Raw genomic sequence first — 21,841 nt, 5'->3', positions numbered from 1 at the left:
GACGACGTACGGACACCCATGGACATCGCCCCCGCGGAGCGGACGGACCCGGCCGGTCTCGCGTACCTCTGGGAGCGGCTCGGCCGGGTCGAGATGCGGGTGCGCGACGCCGTGGCCGCCCGCCACGCGACCGACCCCGCCCCCGACGACCCGTACCGGGGCCAGTACCTCACCCCGGAGGGCGCCGAGCGGATCCTGCGCGCCCCGGCGGCCTTCCACCCCGGCTCCGCCGCCGGACTCCCGGACGCCCCGGCGGGCCCCGACGGCTCCCGGCTGCGGCGGCTCGCCGAGGGTTTCGGACTCCTGCCGCTGGACGAGGAGTTGCTGCTCGTCGCCCTCGCCCCCGACCTCGACGCCCGCTTCGAGGCGCTGTACGGCTACCTGAACGACGACCTCACCCGGCGGCGCCCCACCATCGGGCTCGCCCTCGACCTGTGCGGCCTGCCCGTCGCGGGCCCGGGCCGGTTCCGGTTCTCCGCCGCCGCGCCCCTGATCAGCGGCGGGCTCCTGGACATCACCGAGCCCGACCGCCCGTTCCTCTCCCGGACCCTCCGGGTCCCCGACCGGGTCACCGCGCATCTGCTCGGCGACGACGAGCCCGACGCCCGACTGGCCGGCGTCCTCGCCCCCGGCCTCGTCGCCCCGGGCCATGGCGCCCCGGGCCACGGCGGTCCCGGTGGCCCCGGCCCGTACGACCCGCTGGTGGCGCGGGTCGCGGAGGCCGCCCTCACCGGCGGCGGCCCGGTCCACCTGCGGGCCAGGGGCGGCGACGCCGGCCGGGCCGCCGTCGAGGCGCTCGCGGCCGCCGGCCGCCGGGCCCTCGTGCTCGATGTCGCGGCCCTCGCCACCGACGCGGAGACCGCCCGCGTGCCGCACCTCCTCGCGACCGAGGCCCGGCTGTCCGGCGGCGGCCTCGTCGTCGGCCCGATCGAGGCGCTCGAGCCCGAACGCCCCGAGCGGGCCCGATGGTTGCGCGAGCTGTGCGCCACCGCGAGCGACGTCCCGCTGATCACGTACGGGACCAAGAACTGGGACCCCCTGTGGTCCCGGCAGAGCCCCGTCCCCTTCACCGTCGGCCCCGCCGGCACCGGCCGCGCGGTCGCCCAGTGGCGCCAGGCGCTCGACGCGGCGGCGACCACGGTCGGCGTACCCGTCGACGTGCCCGGCGACGACGAACTCGGCCCGGCCGTCGCCTCGTACCGCCTCGACTCCGAGCAGGTGCGCAAGGCGGCCACGGTCGCCGTCCGTTCCGCGACGGCCGAGCGCCGCCCCGTCGGCCCCCAGGACCTGCGGGCCGCGGTCCGCGGACAGAACGGCGCCGGCCTCGAACGCCTGGCCCGCCGGATCGACCCCGCCGTCGGCTGGGACGACCTCGTGCTGCCCCCGCCCACCCGCCGCCAGCTCGGCGAACTCGCCCTGCGCGCCCGCCACCGCGACCAGGTCCTCGGCCAGTGGCGGATGCGCCCCGGCGGCGGCCGCGGACGCGGGGTGATCGCCCTGTTCGCGGGCGAGTCCGGCACCGGCAAGACGATGTCGGCGGAGGTCGTCGCCGCCGAACTCGGCATGGAGCTGTACGTGGTGGACCTCTCCACCGTCGTCGACAAGTACATCGGCGAGACGGAGAAGAACCTGGAGCGCATCTTCGTCGAGGCGTCGGAGGTCAACGGCGTCCTGCTCTTCGACGAGGCGGACGCGATCTTCGGCAAGCGCTCCGAGGTGAAGGACGCGCACGACCGCAACGCCAACATCGAATCGGCGTACCTGCTCCAGCGGATGGAGTCCTTCGACGGGATCGCCGTCCTCACCACCAACCTCCGGGCCAACCTGGACGAGGCGTTCACCCGGCGCATCGATGTGATCGCCGACTTCCCCATGCCCGACGCGCGCCAGCGCCTCGCGCTGTGGGACCGCTGTCTGGGACCCGGACTGCCCCGGGACGACAGCCTCGATCTGCGGTTCTGCGCGGACCGCTTCGAGCTCGCGGGCGGTTCGATCCGGGCCTGCGCGGTGACCGCGGCGTACCTCGCGGCCGAAGCGGGCAAACCGCTCGGGATGGCGCAGCTCGTCACCGCCGTGCTCCAGGAGTACCGCAAGCTCGGACGCCTGGTCCTGGAGAGCGAGTTCGGCCCGTGGCTGCGGAACGAGCGGACGGTGGCGCCGGGTTAGAGCGTAGGGGCGGGCGGCTGCCCCGGGTGCGGGACCGGCCGACGGGATTCCGGCGTGCCGGGTTGCTCCGCGGTCCCGAACTGCCGGGTTGCCCCGCCCGTACTGCCCGTTCAGGCAGCACCCTTGCCCCTTCGCCGGGACTCCCGGGCCTATGACCAGGCACATCACGGCGGCGAGACTCGGTGGTGACCCAGTGGCCACTTGAAGGAGCGAGTATGCCGTCGTACCTGACCCCGGGCGTGTACGTGGAGGAGGTGCAGTCCGGTGCGCGGCCGATCGAAGGTGTGGGCACCGCGGTTGCCGCCTTCGTCGGGTTCGCGGAGCAGGGGCCTTTCCACCGTCCGACCCTGGTGACCAACTGGGACCAGTACGTCCAGACGTTCGGTGGTTTCACGGAGGGCACCTACCTGGCCCACTCCGTCTACGGCTACTTCGCCAACGGCGGCGGCACGGCGTACGTCGTCCGCGTCGGCGGCCCGGCGGCCGACACGGCCGACGGCTCCAAGCCCGCCGCGATCCAGGCCCCCGCGCCCACCGCGATCGGCGGCTTCCTGGTCTCGGCGCGCACCGGCGCCGGCGCGGACGTCTCGGTCGAGATCGCCGACGCCGACGGCGAGAACCCGCCGGAGGACCGCTTCAAGCTGCTGGTCCGCCAGGGCGACAAGGTGGTGGAGACGTACGACGCCTCCGTCCGCAAGAACGTCAAGGGCTACCTGCTCAACCAGGTGCGCGGCTCCAAGCTCATCGACGTCGCCGAGCAGCCGGGCGCCGCCCAGACCAGGCCCGCGTCGCAGACCGTCGCGCTGCCGGCCGCCCCCGCCGCGACCCCCGCGGCCACCGCGGCCCCGGGCGGTGTCGCGCGGCTCGACCCGAACGAGTACGTCGGAGACTCCTCCGCACGCACCGGCTTCGCCGGTCTGGAGGCCATCGACGAGATCACCATGGTCGCCGTACCGGACCTGATGAGCGCCCACCAGCGCGGCGAGATCGACGCCGAGGGACTCCGCACCGTCCAGCTCGCCGTCATCTCGCACTGCGAGCAGATGGGCGACCGGGTCGCGGTCCTGGACTCCCCGCCGAACATGAACGCGCAGGCCATCCGTACCTGGCGCCAGGACGAGGCGGGCTACGACTCCCGCTACGCCACCCTGTACTACCCCTGGATCTCGGTCTTCGACCCGGCCACGGGCCGCAACACCACCGTCCCGCCGAGCGGCCACGTCGCCGGTGTATGGGCGCGCAGCGACGGCGAGCGCGGGGTGCACAAGGCCCCGGCCAACGAGGTCATCCGCGGCGCCGTCGACCTGGAGATCCGGCTCAGCAAGGGCGAGCAGGACCTGCTCAACCCGATCGGCGTGAACTGCGTCCGCGCCTTCCCCGGCCGCGGCATCCGCATCTGGGGCGCGCGCACCCTGTCCTCGGACCCGGCCTGGCGCTACCTCAACGTCCGCCGGCTCTTCAACTACCTGGAGGAGTCGATCCTCCTGGGCACCCAGTGGGTGGTCTTCGAGCCGAACGACGAGCGGCTCTGGTCGAGCATCCGACGGAACGTCACCGCCTTCCTCAGCGAGGAATGGCGTCGCGGCGCGCTCTTCGGCAGCACCGCCGCGGAGGCGTTCTACGTCAAGTGCGACCGCGACAACAACCCGCCGGAGTCGGTCGACCTCGGCCAGGTGATCTGTGAGATCGGTGTCGCGCCGGTCAAGCCCGCCGAGTTCGTGATCTTCCGACTCTCGCAGTTCTCCGACAGCACCAGCCTCGTCAACGAGTAACTCGTCAACGGGCCACAACGGGTTAACAGGAAAAGGTGAAGACAGTCATGGCAGAGGGCGACGCTCTTTCCACCCATATCTTCGGGGTCCAGCTGGGCGGCTACATGGTCGAGTCGATCCAGGAGATCAGCGGCCTGTCCTACGAGGAGGACGTGGTCGAGGTCCGTCAGGTGACCCCCGACGGCAAGCTGCTCATCAAGAAGCAGCCGGGCGCGCGCCAGGCCGGCGAGGTGACGATCACCCGCGGCATGGACAAGAGCACCGAGTTCACCAAGTGGGTGAAGGAGACGCTGGAGAACGGCCAGGTCGACTCCGCCCGCCAGAACCTCACGATCGAGGTCAAGGACGCCGCGGGCGAGACCGTCCGCCGCATCCAGCTGATGCAGGGCTGGGCGAGCAAGTGGGAAGGCCCCTCGCTCAAGGCCGGCGAGTCCAGCGCCGCCACCGAGACGGTGACCATCACCTTCGAGGAGATCGTGATCGAATGAGGCGCAGGACGGTCACCTCCGGCGGTATCGAGGAACTCCTCGAAGCCGCCGCGTCCGCCGAGCGCGCGGCGGCCGCCGAGCAGGCGGCCGCCCCGGCCCCGGCGGCCCCGCCGGCGGCGAAGCAACGGGAGCAGCTCCAGAACGAGTTCACCTTCGAGCTGCCGCGCGGCTACGTCGACGACGAGGGCACGGTCCACCGCAGCGGGACCATGCGGCTCGCGACGGCCAGGGACGAGCTGCGCCCGCAGATCGACCTGCGGGTGAAGGAGAACCCGGCGTACCTGAGCGTGGTGCTGCTCAGCCAGGTGATCACCAGCCTGGGCACCGTCACCGACATCCACGCCGGGGTCGTCGAGCGCATGTACGCCACCGACGTCGCCTTCCTGCAGGACTTCTACCGGCGGATCAACAGCGAGGGACACACGCACGCGGCGGTGACCTGCCCGCACTGCCACAACCCCTTCGAGGTGGACCTCTCCGGCGGGCGCCTGGGGGAATAGTGACGTACGCCCTTCCCCGCCTGCGGGAGGAGATCGCGTACGTCGCCTACCACTTCCACTGGCAGCGCGAGGACATCCTCGACCTCACCCACGCCGAACGGCAGGAGTGGGTGCGGGAGATAGCGCGGATCAACACACGGGTGAACGAAGGCGGGTGAGGTGAGGGCATGGGCTTCTGGGACAGGTTCCGGCGGGACGGCGGCGGTGACGCGTCGGCTTCGGACGCGGCGTCGAAGACGGCCCCGCGCGACAGCGCGGAGCGGGAGCCCGCCCGCGCCACCGCGCCCGAAGCCCCGGCCGGTCTTCCGGACTGGGACGGCGGCTGGCGCGAGGTCGCCCCGGCGCCGCTCACGATCGCGCGCTCGGCCCTGGGCGTGAGCGACGGGCTCCGGTTCCGCTCGGGGCTCGCCTCCTGGCAGAACCCCACGCTCACGGAGGAACTCGGCCACGGCCTCCTGCCGTCCGCGCCCGCGGGCCTCATCCACGGCGTCGCCCGCCCGGCCACGGCCTCGCGCCCGGCACCGTACGCGGGCGGCGGCCCGTTGCTGCTGCGCGCGGTGGGCGGGGAGGAGCAGGAGCTGGGGACGGGGACGGAGCTGGGCCCGGACTCCGGCTCGGTGTCCGGGCCCCGGTCGGGCTCGGGTCCGCGTACGGGATCGGGCAGCGCGGGCTCCGGGCCCGAGCGGCCGATCCAGCGTGCGGCCGAACCGGCGGCCGGCTCGGGCGCCGGGATCGTGGACCCGCTGGTCGTGTCTAGGGGTACGGCACCGGCCACCGCGGACGTGGCGGGCGGGACCCGTACTCCGGAGCAGGGGCAGCCCGAGCGGCCGGTCCAGCGTGCGGCCGAACCGGCGCCCGGCTCGGGCGCCGGGATCGTGGACCCGCTGGTCGTCTCTCGGCGTACGGCACCGGCCACCGCGGACGCGGCGGGCGGGACGCGCACTCCGGAGCAGGGTCCCGAGCGGCCGATCCAGCGTGCGGCCGAACCAGCTGCCGGCTCGCGGCCGGGCAGCCCGCAGACCCCGCCGCCCGTCCCCGAACGGGCCGACACGGCAGGCCCGTCGGCCACGGCGCCCGTCCTGGGCGCGGCTCCGATGGTCTCCCGCCGGATCACGGACGCGGGCGGCTCCAGCGCGGGCGGCTCCGCTGACGGCGGCTCCGACGGGACCGGCAGCGGTATGAGCGCCGCCGCGACCGGCGGCCCCGCCGTGCTTCCCGTCGTGGGCAGGGGGCCGCAGGCCTCCGGTACGAGTGACCCCGGCACCACCGGTCCGGAGCCCCGGACCCCAGAGACGTCCGCCGCCCCCCGGCGGACCCGGCCGGGTTCCCCTGTCCGGCCGCGCCCGGTCGGCGCCCCGTTGGTCGTGGCCAGGCGCCCGGCGATGGCACCGCGTGTGCTCGCCGCGGTTCCGCCGCGCGCCTCGGCCACGGCCGCCGACCGGGCGACCACCCGACCGGCTCCCCAAGCCCCCGACGTACGGGAGGAGTCGGGCCCGTCCGCCGCCGCGGACCCGTCCCCCCGCACCCCGACCCGCCCGGGCCTGGGCGCGCCGATCGGCGAACTGCCCGCCACGGCACGCGCGATGGGCTCCGGCGCCACGCCGCCGGCCGCGACTCCTGCCCCGGCCGCGTCCGGCGGGGCCCCGGCGATGCCGGTCATGCGCCGGGTGACCGAGCCCGAGGTCCCGACGGCGCCCAGCCCGGCGCCCACCCCCGCTCCGGCGCCTGCTCCCGCACCGGCTCCGGCGCCTTCGCCCCGGCCGGGACGCTCCGGCCTCGGCGCCCCGCTCCGTCAACTCCCCCCGACGGCCACGCCGGCGGCCTCCCTGCTCGGCGGTGAGTCGGCGATCCAGCGCCGCACGCTCCCGAACCGGCAGGTCACGCCCCCGGACGCCCCGGACGCCCCCGCACCGGCCCGCCCGCGCGCGGGCGCCCCGGACGCCACCCCGGTGGTCCCGGTGTCCCGCGCGGTCGAGCGCCCCTCCGGCCCGGCGGCGGCTTCCGCGGCCCCGGGTGAGCCGGGCGCCCGCCCGGAGCCCCTCGTACCCGTGTCCCGGTCCGTCGACCGCACGCCGACGACCGGCCGGGCCTCCGAAGCGCCGACGACCACGTCGCCCGGGCCGACGTCCTTCACGCAGTCCGTGCCCGCCGTGCAGAGGGCCTCCGCCCCGGACGCGGCCACGCCGTCACCGGCCACTCCCGTGGTTCCGCTCTCCGCCCCGGCGGAGGACCGACCGGAACCCCTGGTGCCGGTGTCCCGCGCGGTCGAGAGGCCGTCCGGCCCGCACAGCGCTCCGCTCCTGGGGGCGGCCCCGGACGCTTCGACCGGGTCCGCCCCGGCCGCCGGTCCGCGGGAGTCCGGGACCGAGCCGCGCGTTCCCGTCGCCCGCGCGGTCGAGAAGCCGTCGGGCCCTGCGGTCGCGCCCGCCGGTCCGGCGGAGGCCCGGCCGGACGCGCTGGTCCCCGTCGCCCGCGAGGTCGAGAAGTCCGAGGCCCGACTCGCCACCTCGCCGTCCGCGCCGACGACCACCGACGCACGAAAGGGCGCCCCCGCCGACCGCACTGGTGTCACCCCCCGCACTCCTGCCGGGAAGGCGAACCGGTCCACCCCCGCCGTCTCCGTCGCCCCCGTCGCCCCCCACGTCCAGCGCTCCCGCGGACTGCTCGCCGAGCGGCCGCTGACGATGAGTACCGGCGCCGCCGAGGCGTTCTCCACGTCGACGCCCGTCGCCCCGGCCGCGGCCGGGGCACCCCCGCGCCCCGTGGTCGCGGCCACCTGGCGCAGGGACCCCGTCCCCGGGACACCGGCGGACCCGGCCCCCGCGTCGCCGACCGCGCCCGTCCAACGTGCCCAAGCGCACGGGAGCGGGCGCGGCAGCCGTCCCCCGCGCCGGACCGGCTCCGCCACCGGGCCGACCCCGCCAGGCCGCGACCCGCTCGGGCGCGACCCGCTCGCCACGGCGCGCCCGGCCGACCCGGTTCAGGCCCCGGTCCAGCGCGCCGCCCACCCGCGGCCCAACGCGGCACCGGTCGTGAAACCCACCCCGGCCGTCCCCGTCGTACGCCTCCACACGAGCCCCACGCAGCACACCCCGGCCCCCGTGCAGCGCCAGGCGGCCCAGCCGTTGACGTACACCAGGGGAGCCGTGCCCGGCGCGGTGACCGAACCGCCCGCGACCCCCGTGGTGGGGGCCGCGAGCCGGCAGCTCCAGGCCAAGGCCGTTCAACGGATGGCCGAGGCGGGGCTCAGCGGCGTTCCGGTGATCCCGGTCGCCCGCGACGTCTCGCCCACGTCCACCTCCACCTCGGCCTCCACCTCCACCTCCACCTCGACCTCGAAGTCCACGTCGACCTCCACGTCCACGTCGACCTCCACGGGCACGCAGACCCACTCGACCGTCCCCCGTGGCAAGGAGCTCGACGAGCTCGCGAGGGCACTGATCGACCCGGTGGCCCGGCTGCTCCGGGCGGACATGCGCCGCGGACGGGAACGCACGGGCCGCCCCCACGACCACCGCCGCTGACCTCCCCCGAGCCCGCACCAGGCACAAGCAGCCCCCCGCCACCCCCCGAACGATCACAGAACGCGCCCCCCGGGCAAGGAGAAAGAGATGACGGACAGCATCGTCGCGACGAGCGTGTTCTTCCGGCTCGCGATCGGCGGCAACGACCTGGGCGCCTTCCACACCTGCTCCGGACTCGGCGCCCAAGTGGAGGTGGAGCAGTACGCGGAGGGCGGCAACAACGGGTTCGCCTGGCAGCTCCCCGGCCGCATCACCTGGTCCAACATCACTCTGACCCGCCCGGTGACCGCCGACACCGTCAAGATCGCCCGCTGGCTCGACGAGATCGTCCGGCGGGTCGAGCCCAAGGACGGTGAGATCGTCGCGCTCAAGCCCGACCTCAGCCGCATCGTGGGCTGGCAGGTGCAGGGCATCGTGCCGGTCCGCTGGGAGGGCCCCTCGTTCGATCCGGCCAACTCGCAGGCCGCGATCGAGACGCTGGAGATCGCCCACGAGGGCCTGCGCCCCTCCTGACCCCCGACACCGGACGCCGAGAGGAGGTACGTACCCGATGGCACGCGGCCGCGCCAACCGCACCCAGGCCCAACTGACGATCATGGAACCGCCCACCAAGGTCGGTGCCAAGCCGGGCGGCACCCTCGCCCGCGTCAAGCTCCAGTTCAACCCGTCGACCCTGTCGATGAGCAAGACCACCGAGTGGCGGCGCACGCCCTCCCGGATGGCCGGCCAGTCGGCGCTGCCCGAGTTCGTCGGCAGCGGGCCGCGTTCGCTCTCCCTGGAGGTCTTCCTCGACGCGACGGCCAAGCACGACAACTCCGTCGAGAAGGCCGTGCAGCAGATCATGATCGCCCTCGTGCCCACCAAGGCGAGCCTGGCCCGCAAGACGCCGGCCAGCCCCTGGGTGCGGTTCGAATGGGGTACGTCGAAGACGACCTCCTTCGACGGCGTCCTCTCCAACTTCTCCGTCAACTACAGCCTCTTCGACGTCGACGGGAAGCCGCTGCGCGCCACCTGCTCGCTCTCCATCGAGGAGGCGAGCGTCGATCCGGCGGGCCAGAACCCGACATCGGGCTCGCGCGAGGCACGCCGTACACACCGTGTCGTCGCGGGCGACAGCCTGCCGTTGCTCGCCTGGCGCGAGTACGGCGACGCCACCGCCTGGCGGACCATCGCCGAGGCCAACGACATCGACGACCCCATGGTGCTCGTTCCCGGCACGGAACTCATCGTGCCCAGCACCGAGGACGAGACCCCCGAGGAGGGAGAATGAGCCCGACCCGAGGCGGCCGGTCGTTCGCGGCCGACCCGATCGTCGAGGCCCCGGACAAACTGCCCGACCCCTGGGACAAGCAGGTGGTCATCTGCGAGGTCGACGAGAACGTCGGAATGCCGGACACCGCCCTGGTCTCGTTCCGCGACCCGAACCACGAACTGCTCACCGTCACCGGCATCACCATCGGCACACCGCTGAAGATCTCGGTCGCGACCGCCCAGGCCGGCCAGTCCCACGTGCGGCTGTTCACGGGCGAGGTGACGGCGCTGGAGCTGGACACCGACGACACGGGCTCGTACACGGTGATCCGCGCGCACTCCAAGGCGCACCGCCTCCAGCGTGGCCGCAAGGTCGTCGCGTTCCGCAACATGACGACGGCGGCCATCGTCAGGCAGATCGCCGCCGGGGCCGGACTGCCCGTCGGCAAGGTCCAGGCCGCAGGGGGCGCGCACAAGCAGATCTCCCAACCCAACGTCTCCGACTGGGAGTTCCTCCAGTACCTGGCGGGGGAGAGCGGCGCCCAGGTGCGGGTCGACGAGAAGGGCATGCTCCAGTTCGTGAAGCCGAAGCCCGCCTCGGCCGCGCCCGCCCCGTCCACCCGGTCGACCGCGAGCCCGATGGTCCTGGAGTACGGCGCCAACCTGCACGCCCTCCGTGCCGTCCTGACCGCCGCCGACGGGGCGAGCAAGGTGAACGTGCGGGGCTGGAACCTGAACACCAAGATGCCGCTGGTGGGGACCACGGCCTCCGTCGCCAGCAAGACCCTCGTCCCGGGGCTCCCCCCGTCGAAGGCGTCCGCGTTCGGCAAGAAGGCGGAGATCACCGTCGCCGACACCCCGTACCGTACGCAGGCCGCCACGAAGGCCGTGGCCGATGCCGTGGCCGCGTCGGTGAGCTCCGGGTTCGGCGAGTTCGAGGCGGTCGTCGACGGGAACCCCAAGCTTCGCGCCGGCACCCCGGTCGCCCTCGGCAACGTGGGCAAGGACTTCTCCGGCAGGTACACGGCCACCGCCGTCCACCACGTCCTGGAGCCGGCGCGCGGATACCGTACGACGGTCGTGGTCAGCGCCTCGCCCGACCGCTCCCTCCTCGGCATCGCCTCGGGCGCCGAAGCGCCCGCACGCTCCGGGCGGATGCCGGGTCTCGCCATCGGCGTGGTCACCAACGTCCGTGAGGTGGGCCGTCAGCAGCGCGGCTGGGTGAAGCTGAAGTTCCCCTGGCTCGACGACATGTACGAGACGGACTGGGTACGGACCGTCCAGTGGGGTGGCAAGGGCGGCGGCGGGGTCTTCAGCCCCGAGGTCAACGACGAGGTCCTCGTCGGCTTCGAACAGGGGCTGCTGGACAGCCCGTACGTGATCGGCGGCCTCTACAACGGCGTCGACATCCCGTCGAAGCACGACGTACCGCTCATCGAGAAGGCCACCGGCAAGGTCCAGCGCCGTTCCCTCGTGTCCCGCTCGGGCCACCGCCTCGAACTGCTCGACACCAGGACCGGCGTCTCCGGGCTTCGCCTGGCCACCGGCAGCGGGCGTCTTGAGGTGCAGCTCGACGAACGCCTCAACGAGATCGGCGTCACCGTCTACGACCCGACCGGCAGAACACCGCTGACGTCGATGACGCTGACCCCGAAGGAGATCACGCTGGACGCGGGTCTTGGCACCCTCAACCTGAACGGCCAGACCGTGAACATCAACGCCAAGACCGTGATGAACATCGACGCCAAGACCTCGATGAACATCAGCGCCAAGACCGGGGTCACCGTCACCGGCGGGACGGCGGCGACGGTCAAGGCGGCGATGATCAACCTCAACTGATCGCCCACCGGGCTCCCCACCCTCATCCTCACCCCCCCCACCCTCACCCCCACCCCCACCCCCCCGCACCGCTTCGACCTCGTCGTACAGCAAGGAGTAAGCCGATGCCTCCCGCAGCGCGCGTAGGAGACCCCACGGCCCACGGCGGTGTCCTCGCCGTCCCGCCGCCCGGGCCCTTCACCGCCAGGGTCGCCACCGTGTTCATCGGCGGCAAGCCGGCCGCGGTGGCCGGAAGCGTGAACGCCTGTGGGCCGCACGCGTACCTCGCCGTCACCAACCTGGTCGCGGACCCGCGCGCCGTCGGCCGCCGCGTCCTGATCGGTGGACTGCCCGCCGCCTGCGCGACGGACATGACGACGTGCGGAGCGAAGGTCTTGGCGGGCGCGCCGAACGTGCTCATCGGGGGGCCGCTGTGAGCGAGCGGTTCATAGGCCGCGGTTGGGGCTTTCCGCTCCGGGTGAGCCCCACCGGCGGGATCGGGATGGTGGAACGCGACCGGGAGATCGAGGAGGCCATCCGCCTCGTCCTCGGCACGGCTCCGGGCGAGCGCCCGATGCGCCCCGAGTTCGGTTGCGGGATCCACGAGTACGTCTTCGCGCCGGGTGACGACGAGACGGCCGGCCGGATCGCCCACGAGGTGCGGACGGCACTGGAGCGTTGGGAGCCGCGGATCGAGGTCGACGACGTGGTCGTCGCGTTCGACGCCGTGGACGAGGGCGTCTTCTACATCGACGTCCGCTACACGATCCGGTCCACCAACGACCTGCGGAACCTGGTCTTCCCCTTCTACTCCATCCCCTCCACCGAGGGCTCCGACGAAAGGGGAGTGCGCTGATGGCGCTGCCCTCACCCCACCTGGACGACCGGCGCTTCCAGCAACTGGTCGACGAGGCCAAGCGGTACGTGCAGCAGCGCACGCCCGAGTGGACCGACCACAACGTGTCGGACCCCGGAGTCACGCTCATCGAGACCTTCGCGTACATGGTGGACCAGCTGCTCTACCGGCTGAACCGGGTGCCGGACAAGAACTACATGGCCTTCCTCGACCTGTTGGGGGTCAAGCTCTTCCCGCCGACCGCGGCCACCGCGGAGGTCGACTTCTGGCTGTCCGCGCCCCAGCCCGACACGGTGATGCTGCCGGCGGGCGTCGAGGTGGCGACCGAACACGGCGGGACGGAGGACGAGGTGGTCTTCGGCACCACCGCGGACCTGCCGATCGTGCCCAGCTCCCTGACCCGCCTGGTCACCAGTCACGCGGGCGGCGAGCAGACCGACCGTACGGCCGCCCTCGCCGAGGGCCGGGACATCCCCTGCTTCCAGGCCGCTCCGGCCCCGGGGGACGCGGTCCTGTTCGGCCTGCCGACCGCGGTCCCGCGCTGCATCGTCGCCGTCCAGCTGGACAGCCGCGTCGAGGGCGTCGGTGTCGACCCGAGGCAGCCGCCCCTGGTGTGGGAGGCCTGGGACGGCGCGCGATGGGTGCTGTGCGAGACCGACTCGGACACCACGGGCGGCCTCAACCGACCGGGCGAGATCATCGTGTTCGTACCGGCGGGCCACACGGCGTCGGTGCTCGCGGGCACCCGCGCCGGCTGGCTGCGCTGCCGGGTGGTCGCCCCCGAGGCGGGCCAGCCGTTCTACTCCGAGTCCCCGACCGTCCGTGAGGCCGAGGTGTTCACCGTCGGCGGCACCATGACCGTCGAGCACGCGGAGGTCGTGCACGACACCATGCTCGGTACCTCCGACGGGGTCGCGGGCCAGCGCTTCCGGGTCCCGCGCCCGCCGCTGCTGCTCGACGGCGAACCGCCGGTGGTCGAGGTGTCCTCGGCCGACGGCTGGCAGACCTGGACGCCGGTCGACCACTTCGGCGACTCCACGCCCGCCGACCGGCACCTGGTCGTGGACGCCACGACCGGCGAGTTCACCTTCCCGCCCGCGCTGCGGGAACCCGACGGCACGCTGCGCACCTACGGCGCCGTCCCCGACCAGGGCGCCCACGTACGCGTCCCGCGCTACCGCACCGGCGGCGGCGCCACCGGCAACGTGGCGCGCGGCGCGATCTCCGTGCTGCGCAGCTCCGTCCCGTACGTCGACCGGGTCGAGAACCGGGAGGCGGCGCGCGGCGGGGTGGACGGCGAGAGCGTCGACAACGCCAAGATCCGCACCCCGCACGTCCTGCGGATGCGGGACCGAGCGGTCACCGCCCAGGACTACGAGTTCATCGCCCGCGAGGCCGCCCCCTCGGTGAAGCGGGTCCGCTGCCTGCCGGCGGTGGCGGGGGAGGGCGGCGCGGTACGCGTGCTGATCGTGCCGGACGCCGTGGCGGACGAGGGCGACGACCGCCTCCGCTTCGAGCAGCTGATCCCCTCCGACCAGGTCATGTCGGCGATCACGACCCGCCTGGACGAGCGCCGCCTGGTCGGCACGCGCCTGGTGGTGGAACCGCCCGCGTACCAGGGCGTCACGGTCGTCGCCCGGCTCGTGGCCGAGCCCCAGGACGTGGACCGGGTGCGGGAGGCCGCGCTCGACGCGCTCTTCCGGCACCTGAACCCGCTGGTCGGCGGAGCCGACGGCAGGGGCTGGCCGTTCGGCCGCCCGGTCCAGTACGGCGAGGTCTTCGCGGTTCTGCAACGGGCGGCGCAGAACACCCTGGTGGAGGACGTCCGCCTCTTCCCCGCGGACCCGGTGACGGGCAGGCGAGGCTCCCCGGTCGAGCGGATCGACGTGGCGCGCAACGCCCTGGTCTTCTCGTACCAGCACCAGGTGGTCGTGACCCCCGGTGACCTCGGCGGCGGTGCGATGTGACCAGAGCGGCGATCCCCGGCCTGCCGAGCCGGCACCCGATCGGCGCCCTGCTCCCCGCCCTGTACGCGGACGACGACCTGGCGCAGCGCTTCACGGCGGGCCTCGACACGGTCCTGGCGCCCGTCTTCTCCACCCTGGACAACCTCCCGGCGTACTTCGACCCTGCGCTCACGCCCCCGGACTTCCTGCGCTGGCTGGCGAGCTGGCTGGGCGTCGACCTGGACGAGGACCGGCCGGAGGACCTGGCCCGCACGGTCGTGGCCCGCGCGATGGAACTCCACCGCCTGCGCGGCACGCGCCGGGGCCTGGTGGAACACCTGCGCCTCTGCCTGGGCGTGGAGGCCGAGATCGTCGACGGCGGCGGAGCGGCGTGGTCGACCACCCCGAACACCCCCCTGCCCGAGGCCCCCACGGGCGAACTCCTGGTCCGCGTCAGGGGCCCGGTGGACGCCCGCCAGGTCCTGGACGTGGTCCAGGCCTCCTGCCCGGTCCACCTCACGTGCCGCGTGGAGATCATGACGGGCGAGTCGGACGAGAGGGGCAACTGACATGCGCGTCTGCCCGGACTGCGGCACGGCGAACGGCGACACGGACGACTTCTGCGGGAACTGCGGGGCGTACGTGGGCTGGTCGAGGGACGAGGAGAAGGAGAAGGCGCGCGACAGGGAGCGGGCTTGGGAGCACGAGGAGGACGGGGGCGACCACGACAGCGACCGCATCGACGGGCGTGACCAGCCCGCCGACGGGAGCCGCACGCGAACCCGGGACCACGATCGCGACCGGGACGGCGGCCGCGAACGGCAGGACTCCAGAGGGGGCGAAGAGGAAGCACAACCCGAGTTCCCGCCGCTCGCCGCATCTGTCGGGGAGATCCCGACGGCCTTGGCACCGGACCTGCCGGGACTTCCGGCGGGACTCCCGGTAGAGATCCCGACCCAACCCCAACCGGGCTTCCTGAGAGGTCTCCTGAGGGGATTCCAGTCGGAGCTCCCGGTGGAGATCCCGACGCAGCTTCCGGTGGAGCTCCCGGCAGCGGAGACCTCCGCCGAGGAGCCTGCGGAGGAGCAGCGCGAGAACCGAACTCGCCCGACGAGCCCTGCTCCCGTGCTGCCGCCAAGGCCCAGCCACGACCCGACGCCACCCCCACGCCCTCCTGTCCCGCCGAGCCCCGCCGCGCCCCCCGCCCGCATGCCGCAGGCGCCGACAGAACCCCCGACGGCCCTGACGAACCCGACGGAGTCGGCGGAGCCGGTGGGCGCGGTGAAACCGGCCAAGCCGATCACGCAGCGCCCGAAGGTACGCGCGGCCGGGCCCCAGGGCGAGCAGGTGGGCCCGCCGTGCCCGCAGTGCGGCACACCCAACGCCCCGGACCGCCGCTTCTGCCGCCGCTGCGCGGCCCCGCTGAAGCCGGCGGCGCGGGTGGTGCCGCTGCCGTGGTGGCGCACGGTGTGGCCGTTCCGCCGCAAGGTACGCGCGGGCTCGGGCCAGGCGGTGCGCCGCTCGGTGATCGCCCTGGTGGTGCTGGGCCTCCTGGTGGGGGGCTACTTCCTGATCCCGGCGGGCCGTTGGCTGTACGAGGACGTGCGCGACAAACTCGGAAAGGCGACCCACATCACCCCGGCGTCGACCACGGCGACGGCCTCGCTCCCGAAACACGGCCCGACCCTGGCGACGGACGGCCTCAGCAACACGTACTGGGGTACGCCGAAGACGGGCGAATCACTCTCCTTCGAATTCACCACCCCGTTCCGCCTGGTGGACGTGGTCATCCACACGGGCGTCTCGGCAAAGGCGGAGGCGTTCCGCAACCAGGCCCGCCCGACGAAGGTGGACCTGGTGGTGACGGCGGCGGACGGAAAGGTCCACAAGAAGACGGTGACCCTGGCCGACAAACCGGGCCCCCAGACGATCCAGACGGGCTACAGCGACGTCGTCTCGATCCAACTCACCCCCCACGAATCGGCGGGCCTCTCCGAGGGCCGGCACATAGCGGTGGCGGAGGTGGAGTTCTTCAAGCGCAGCTGAGCGGAGAGGAGCGGGAGGTACGGTCAGCTCTCCGGATGAAGGACCCCGTCCAGGTCCATCGTCGGGTGCATCTTCATGGGTCCGTACTGGTCGATGTCGGAGGGGCGGGGCGCCTCGGGGCCGTCCTCTCCGCACCGTACGAGCCGCTCGATGCGGCAGATCCGGAAGAGCCGGTCGTCGATGCGGACCTCGTTGGCCCGCCCGGCTGCGCGGAACTGCTCGCCGGCCAGCCGGTAGCGCTCGGTCTTGTGCTCGCCGAACTCGTAGATCAGGGCCCAGAGTTCGGTCATTCCCATGTAGAGCGAGCGCCGCGCCTCGTGCGGAGTGGGCTGCAACATTCCGGCGGGTCGCCAGCCCGCGCCCCGCCGCTCGGCGACGCCGAACCCGACGGGCAGCAGGGCGATGTCGGGGTGGGTCTCGACGGCCCGCAACGACTCGTCCCGCACATGGTCGGGGAACCGCTTCCCGGCGTACGAGAACTCCCGCAGCCCCAGTTTGAGGGCTTCCTGGGTGAGCCCGTCCTCCCGCTCGGGGGAGAGCACGAAGCCGAGGTCGGGCGAGGGAGGCCCGCTCCGGTGGTCCCAGTCGGGCTCGGCGGCGTCCGGGTCGGTCGCGCGCGGCGGCTCGAGCCCGCTCTCCCCGCTCCGCGCGAACTCGTCCGCGCGCACGATCCGGTACCGCTCGCCGACCGCCACGATCTCGTTGACGGGCTCCTTCTCCAGGATCGCCACGGCCGCCAGGAGATCCCGCCGCACGTCCCGGTCGTCGGTGTCGTCCTTGGCGCGGAACCACAGCAGCGAGTTCAGACTGTCCCGGGCCTCCTGCGGCATCCCGGCCCCCACCTCCCGCACCACCTCCCACCCGTGCTCCCGCTCGACCGCCACCCCGAACAGCGGCCCCCGCAGAGCGAGCTGCGGATACAGCAGCGACGCCTCCACCCCGTCCGCCTCCCGCACCCACGCGACGGGGTCCCCACCACGAACCAGCTCCTGGTGAATCCGATCGAGCCGTCGTTGCTTCCAGTCATCAGCCATACACACATGGTGGCGACCCGCCGCACCGACCGCGACCGAATCATCCCAACACTCACACCTGTTGGGATCGATCCCGCCCCCGACGATCACCGGCCCCCGCCCCCCTGCGTGCGGCAGAATGGCGGGCCGACGGGGCAAGGCTCGGGGAGGGGACGCGCGTGCACGCGCAGGAGACGACGTTCACCAAGCTGGTCCACGGCGAGACGCAGTTCCAGGTCCCGCTGTACCAGCGCACGTACACCTGGCAGCGCGACGAACTGCGCCAGTTGTGGGACGACGTGCTCGAACTCGTCGAGGACAGACGGGAGGGCCGGGAACCGGCGGCGCACTTCCTCGGATCGGTCGTACTCGCGCCGGAGCGCGTGGCGGCGGGTGGGATGCAGCGCTGGCTCGTCGTGGACGGCCAGCAGCGGCTGACCACGCTCATGCTCGCCTTCACCGCGCTGCGCGACAGCCACCGGGCCCGCGGGCGGGACAAGAAGGCGGCGCGCATCCACGACCTCGTCCTGGTCAACGGCTACCAGGACGGGAACGACCACTACCGCCTGCTGCCGACGCAGGCCGACCGTGGGGCGTTCACCGCCTGCGTGGAGTCCCTCCCCACCGCGGGCGGCCCCGGCAACATCGGCGGCGCGTATCGGTTCTTCCTCGCCGCCCTGACCGAGGGCGAGGAGAACTCCGGCGAGGACTGGGTCGACACCGTGGAGTCCGTACTGAGGGACTACCTCTCCATCGTGTCGATCACCGCCGCCGAGGGCGACAACGTGTACCGGATCTTCGAGTCCATCAACAACACGGGTGTCGGCCTCAGCCAGAGCGATCTGCTGCGCAACTACCTCTTCATGTGCCTGCCCAAGCGGGGCGAGACCGTCTACCGCACCCTGTGGCTGCCGATGCAGGAGCTGCTGGGCCCGGCCAGACTGGAGCTGCTCGTCTGGCTCGACCTGGTCGTCGGAGGCGACTACCGGGCCAAGCAGAGCGAGATCTACCGGGACCAGAAGAGGCGCCTCGAACCGCTGAGCTCGGACGAGGAGGCGCTGCAGACGGAGGTCTCCCGGCTGCACGTGCGGGCCGGTCGCCTCATGCGGATCGTCGAGCCGCGGCGGGAGAACGACCCGGGCCTGCGCGAGGTCCTGGAACGGCTCGCCCGCTGGGGCGGTCAGACCCACTACCCGCTCGCGCTCCTCCTCCTCGACCGGCTGGACGACGGCGGCTGCGACGCCAAGGAGGTCGCCACCGCCCTCACGTACGCCGAGAGCTACCTGGTGCGGCGCCTGTTCGCCGGCAGCTCCACCACGGGGAACAACCGCACCTTCATGGAGCTGCCCAAGGAGGTGGAGCGGGAACTGGACAACGGCCGCTCACTCGCGGACGCCGTCCGCCACGCCCTGTCGGCGAAGACGGGGACGCGCCTCTGGCCGTCCGACACGCAGACCCGCGACTCCATCCGCGACCGCCCCTTCTACAAATCCGGGCGCTCCCACCAGCGCTACGAGATCATGCGCCGATTCGAGGAGAGCTACGCCGCCAGCGAGCCGGTCGACTACGCCAAGGCGCAGCTCACCGTGGAGCACGTACTGCCCCAGCAGCCGGCCCAGCAGTGGTTCGACCTCCTCGCGGAGGAGACCGACGGGAAGGGGACCCCGGAGGAGCTGCACACGCGCCTTGTCCACACTCTGGGCAACCTCACGCTCTCCGGCGACAACGCGCGCCTGTCGAACCACCCCTTCCACCGCAAGCAGCAGATCCTGGACTCCAGCGCCCTGCGGATGAACCAGCGGATCGCGGCCCAGGAGCGCTGGGGGAGGACCGAGATCCTCGAGCGCGCCGAGGAACTGGGCGACCGGGCGGTGGAGTTGTGGCCGGGGCCGGTCGACGGCCTGGTCCACGCCGACGCCGAATGGGTGGGTTGGGGCGAACTGCGGCAGGCGCTGCTCAACATGCCGGCGGGTACCTGGACGACGTACGGCGATCTCGCCGCGCTCATCGGCACCTCGGCCGTCGCCGTGGGCAGCCATGTGAGCAGCAGGCCCGCGCTGCACGGCGCCTATCGCGTCCTGCTGGCCGACGGCAAGGTCTCGCCCGGCTTCAGCTGGCCGGAGGGGCAGGAGGTGGCGGCCGAGCCTCGGGAGGTCCTGGAGTCCGAGGGCGTGCCGTTCGACGAGTGGGGCCGGGCCCGTCGCTCGCACCGGCTGACGGCGGCGGACCTGGCCACCCTGGTGGGCAAGGACGACTTCGAGAACGGGGCACCCGCGCAGAGCCCCGGCGGCGACGGAGAGACCGCCGCCGCCCGCTTCGAGTCGCTCCTCCACGCCCATCAGACGCCGGACACGGCGGAGGGGGTGCTCGCGTCCCTTCGCTTCTGGCAGGAGCTGGGCGGTTCGCTCGACTACGGCAAGAAGAGCGAGACCAGCTGCTTCCCCATGCTGTCCCCGTCCCCGTCCCCGTCCCTGTCCCCGAACCCGTCCCCGTCCTCGTCCCCGGACGGCGCCCGGGCCCGTTCACTGTGGCCCCTGGCCCTGTACCCGGTGACGGGCACCGCAGAGGTGGTCTTCCAGCACCTGAAGCGCAGGCCGCCCTTCGACGACGAGCTGCTGCGGCGCGAGCTGATGGCACGCCTGAACCGGGTGGAGGGCATCGACCTCGCCGCGTCGAAACTGGACCTGCGCCCCTCGTTCTCCCTGGAGGCCTTCGCCGAGCAGGGAGAGGAACTCCGCGCGGTCCTGCAGTGGTTCATCGACACGGCGAGGCCCCCGAAGGCCGACTGACCGGGAAGGGGAGGCGCAGGCCGGGGTCGGCTACCGCAGCCCCGGCCGCTGATACGCGCCGATATCGGTCGCCCCGTCCAACCGGTTGCCGAAGTAGTCGTGCGGACCGGCGTTCTGGATGGTCACGCCGGCCCCGAGCGCAGGGGAGCCGGGCCGCAGCCGCAGATCGCCAGGCCTGTCCGGCGTACCGTCGAGGAACTCCGGATCGGCGGTGACGGCATGGGCGTCCCTCGCGGGCACGGCACCCACACCCACGTACAGGTTGTGGTCGTACGTGTTCAGCGTGTCGAGGATGGGCGAGCCGCCCTCGGCGCTGCTGACGAAGATGTTGTTCCGGAAGGTGACCCCGCCCTTGCCGTCGTCGCTCACCATGGCCGTGCCCGCCTGGTCGGTCACGACGGTGTTGTTGTAGACCTGGGTGTCGGTCGTGGCGGCGGGGCAGACGACGGAGATCACGCCGTACGGCGGGCTCCAGGTGTTCCGGTCGTTGATGCTCACGTTGTACCGGAAGACGTTGTCGGCCGACGTCATGCCGGTGGCGTTGCAGACGAGCAGGAAGCCGCCTTCGTTGTCGTGGCTGTAGTTGTACTGGTAGACGTTGCGGTTGTTCCCGCCGTCGAAGTCGAAGGCCTGGGAGTCGAGCGTTCCATGGCCGCCGGTGACCTCGTTGTACTGGTACACGGCGTCGTCGAAGTTCCACGCCCAGATGCCGACGTTGTAGCCGGCCGAGCGCATGTTGAACCCGTCGACGTAGTTGTCCTCGACGAGCGCGTGGTGCCCGTGCTGGAGCACGATGCCGTCACCGCCGACATCCACCACCTCGTTGCCCCGGATCGTGATGTCGGTGTTGGGCGCCCAGCCGGGCGCACCGCTGAGCGGATGCTCGGGCCGCTTGCCCCAACTGGAGGCGGTGGAGATGCCGGTCCGGTCGACGTGCTTGACGGTCGAGTCGGAAACGGTGATCCCGTCGAAGCGCGTCGGCGTCGCCGTACCCCGCACGACGAAGAGGATCCCGCCCGACGGATCGGGATCCTTGTGGTCGGAGCCGTTGACGTCGTGCACGTCCACGTCGTCGACGACGTAGTGCGTGCCGGTGCCGAAGTCCGTGAGCCGGAACAGGATGCCGGCCCGCCGCTCCTGCGGCCCGGGCGCGGCGCCCTTGTTGGAGACGTCGAGATTCCGCAGCTCCCACTGCTCGACGTTCTCCAGCAACACGGCCGCCCGCGCGCCGCCTCCCTGGATACGGGGCTTCGCACCCTTCCCGTACGCGTCCACCCGCACCGGCGCCCCCGCGGCCCCGGACCCGCTCGGCGCGAACACCCCGACACAGGTACTGCCGCGCCGGAACAGAACCCGGTCACCGGGCCCGTACTCCTGCCCGCTCGCCTTCTCCAACGAGTTCCAGGCGGACCCCGGCGAGGTCCCCGACCCGCCCTCCGAACCGCCCCCACAGTCGACGAAATACGTCACACCCCCGTGCCGCTCCCCGGCATGCGCGGGCAACCCGCCCACCGCCCCCGCTGCCGCCACCACCACGGCAAGCACCACTCGCGCGCCCCAACTGGCCATCCGCATGGGCTGGTTCTCCCTGTCTTGTCGGTCGCCACGTCACCGTCGATGACAGGAACGAACGGTTCCACGCCCTTTCCGACCCAGTCCATGCACGGATCGA

17 protein-coding genes are annotated in these 21,841 nt (G+C 72.9%); 15 read left to right on the top strand and 2 right to left on the bottom strand.

The features are described from left to right. Positions 1-18: 18 nt before the first annotated feature. From ACF09C_RS17675 to ACF09C_RS17610, 14 genes are all read left to right on the top strand, one after another. Positions 19-2,166, top strand: coding sequence for an ATP-binding protein (locus ACF09C_RS17675; protein WP_392092409.1), 2,148 nt, complete (start codon positions 19-21; stop codon positions 2,164-2,166). 215 nt (positions 2,167-2,381) lie between these two features. After that, a complete protein-coding gene (locus tag ACF09C_RS17670; RefSeq protein WP_392092329.1) occupies positions 2,382-3,938 on the top strand; it encodes a phage tail sheath family protein in 1,557 nt (518 codons plus the stop codon). Between the two features lie 47 nt (positions 3,939-3,985). After that, complete coding sequence (locus ACF09C_RS17665; RefSeq protein ID WP_362003859.1) at positions 3,986-4,426, top strand: phage tail protein; 441 nt, start codon at positions 3,986-3,988, stop codon at positions 4,424-4,426. Next, on the top strand, positions 4,423-4,926 hold the full coding sequence (locus ACF09C_RS17660; RefSeq protein WP_392092328.1) for a hypothetical protein: 504 nt from the start codon (positions 4,423-4,425) through the stop codon (positions 4,924-4,926). The genes ACF09C_RS17665 and ACF09C_RS17660 overlap by 4 nt, the downstream gene beginning before the upstream one ends. Next, on the top strand, positions 4,926-5,084 hold the full coding sequence (locus tag ACF09C_RS17655; protein WP_176729256.1) for a DUF6760 family protein: 159 nt from the start codon (positions 4,926-4,928) through the stop codon (positions 5,082-5,084). Before ACF09C_RS17660 ends, ACF09C_RS17655 begins: the two co-directional genes overlap by 1 nt. A 9-nt stretch (positions 5,085-5,093) precedes the next feature. Further along, a complete protein-coding gene (locus ACF09C_RS17650; protein ID WP_392092327.1) occupies positions 5,094-8,450 on the top strand; it encodes a hypothetical protein in 3,357 nt (1,118 codons plus the stop codon). Positions 8,451-8,537: 87 nt separating this feature from the next. Next, positions 8,538-8,963, top strand: coding sequence for a phage tail protein (locus ACF09C_RS17645; protein WP_392092326.1), 426 nt, complete (start codon positions 8,538-8,540; stop codon positions 8,961-8,963). Between the two features lie 37 nt (positions 8,964-9,000). Continuing rightward, positions 9,001-9,720 (top strand): LysM peptidoglycan-binding domain-containing protein, encoded by a 720-nt coding sequence (locus ACF09C_RS17640; protein WP_392092325.1) that lies wholly within the window; start codon positions 9,001-9,003, stop codon positions 9,718-9,720. Beyond that, on the top strand, positions 9,717-11,540 hold the full coding sequence (locus ACF09C_RS17635; RefSeq protein ID WP_392092324.1) for a VgrG-related protein: 1,824 nt from the start codon (positions 9,717-9,719) through the stop codon (positions 11,538-11,540). The genes ACF09C_RS17640 and ACF09C_RS17635 overlap by 4 nt, the downstream gene beginning before the upstream one ends. 104 nt (positions 11,541-11,644) lie before the next feature. Continuing rightward, a complete protein-coding gene (locus tag ACF09C_RS17630; RefSeq protein ID WP_392092323.1) occupies positions 11,645-11,956 on the top strand; it encodes a PAAR domain-containing protein in 312 nt (103 codons plus the stop codon). Beyond that, complete coding sequence (locus tag ACF09C_RS17625; RefSeq protein ID WP_392092322.1) at positions 11,953-12,375, top strand: GPW/gp25 family protein; 423 nt, start codon at positions 11,953-11,955, stop codon at positions 12,373-12,375. Before ACF09C_RS17630 ends, ACF09C_RS17625 begins: the two co-directional genes overlap by 4 nt. Next, positions 12,375-14,342, top strand: a complete 1,968-nt coding sequence (locus ACF09C_RS17620; RefSeq protein ID WP_392092321.1) for a putative baseplate assembly protein — start codon at positions 12,375-12,377, stop codon at positions 14,340-14,342. Before ACF09C_RS17625 ends, ACF09C_RS17620 begins: the two co-directional genes overlap by 1 nt. Further along, positions 14,339-14,890 carry a phage tail protein gene (locus ACF09C_RS17615; RefSeq protein WP_392092320.1) on the top strand — a complete coding sequence of 184 codons (552 nt, stop codon included), beginning with the start codon at positions 14,339-14,341 and terminating at the stop codon, positions 14,888-14,890. The genes ACF09C_RS17620 and ACF09C_RS17615 overlap by 4 nt, the downstream gene beginning before the upstream one ends. Position 14,891: 1 nt before the next feature. Further along, the gene (locus ACF09C_RS17610) at positions 14,892-16,367 is read left to right on the top strand and encodes an NADase-type glycan-binding domain-containing protein (RefSeq protein WP_392092319.1); all 1,476 of its coding nucleotides are present in this window, start codon (positions 14,892-14,894) and stop codon (positions 16,365-16,367) included. 23 nt (positions 16,368-16,390) lie between these two features. Here the strand turns inward: ACF09C_RS17610 and ACF09C_RS17605 are convergent, their stop codons facing one another. Continuing rightward, complete coding sequence (locus ACF09C_RS17605; protein ID WP_392092318.1) at positions 16,391-17,401, bottom strand: DUF5954 family protein; 1,011 nt, start codon at positions 17,399-17,401, stop codon at positions 16,391-16,393. Positions 17,402-17,559: 158 nt separating this feature from the next. Between ACF09C_RS17605 and ACF09C_RS17600 the strand changes: the two genes are divergently transcribed. Next, complete coding sequence (locus ACF09C_RS17600) at positions 17,560-20,169, top strand: DUF262 domain-containing protein (protein ID WP_392092317.1); 2,610 nt, start codon at positions 17,560-17,562, stop codon at positions 20,167-20,169. 30 nt (positions 20,170-20,199) lie between these two features. Here the strand turns inward: ACF09C_RS17600 and ACF09C_RS17595 are convergent, their stop codons facing one another. Further along, entirely contained in the window at positions 20,200-21,744 is a 1,545-nt protein-coding gene (locus ACF09C_RS17595; protein ID WP_392092316.1) for a right-handed parallel beta-helix repeat-containing protein, read from the bottom strand. Positions 21,745-21,841: the final 97 nt, after the last annotated feature.

Source organism: Streptomyces sp. NPDC014870 (assembly GCF_043081505.1).
Classification (GTDB): domain Bacteria; phylum Actinomycetota; class Actinomycetes; order Streptomycetales; family Streptomycetaceae; genus Streptomyces.
Note: the sequence above shows the minus strand (reverse complement) of the source record. Positions and strands in the feature narration are given on the sequence as shown.

Coding starts and splice junctions, on each gene's coding strand:
- ACF09C_RS17675 (WP_392092409.1), top strand. CDS start 19: ATGGACATCGCCCCCGCGGAGCGGACGGACCCGGCCGGTCTCGCGTAC.
- ACF09C_RS17670 (WP_392092329.1), top strand. CDS start 2,382: ATGCCGTCGTACCTGACCCCGGGCGTGTACGTGGAGGAGGTGCAGTCC.
- ACF09C_RS17665 (WP_362003859.1), top strand. CDS start 3,986: ATGGCAGAGGGCGACGCTCTTTCCACCCATATCTTCGGGGTCCAGCTG.
- ACF09C_RS17660 (WP_392092328.1), top strand. CDS start 4,423: ATGAGGCGCAGGACGGTCACCTCCGGCGGTATCGAGGAACTCCTCGAA.
- ACF09C_RS17650 (WP_392092327.1), top strand. CDS start 5,094: ATGGGCTTCTGGGACAGGTTCCGGCGGGACGGCGGCGGTGACGCGTCG.
- ACF09C_RS17645 (WP_392092326.1), top strand. CDS start 8,538: ATGACGGACAGCATCGTCGCGACGAGCGTGTTCTTCCGGCTCGCGATC.
- ACF09C_RS17640 (WP_392092325.1), top strand. CDS start 9,001: ATGGCACGCGGCCGCGCCAACCGCACCCAGGCCCAACTGACGATCATG.
- ACF09C_RS17635 (WP_392092324.1), top strand. CDS start 9,717: ATGAGCCCGACCCGAGGCGGCCGGTCGTTCGCGGCCGACCCGATCGTC.
- ACF09C_RS17630 (WP_392092323.1), top strand. CDS start 11,645: ATGCCTCCCGCAGCGCGCGTAGGAGACCCCACGGCCCACGGCGGTGTC.
- ACF09C_RS17620 (WP_392092321.1), top strand. CDS start 12,375: ATGGCGCTGCCCTCACCCCACCTGGACGACCGGCGCTTCCAGCAACTG.
- ACF09C_RS17610 (WP_392092319.1), top strand. CDS start 14,892: ATGCGCGTCTGCCCGGACTGCGGCACGGCGAACGGCGACACGGACGAC.
- ACF09C_RS17605 (WP_392092318.1), bottom strand. CDS start 17,401: ATGGCTGATGACTGGAAGCAACGACGGCTCGATCGGATTCACCAGGAG.
- ACF09C_RS17595 (WP_392092316.1), bottom strand. CDS start 21,744: ATGCGGATGGCCAGTTGGGGCGCGCGAGTGGTGCTTGCCGTGGTGGTG.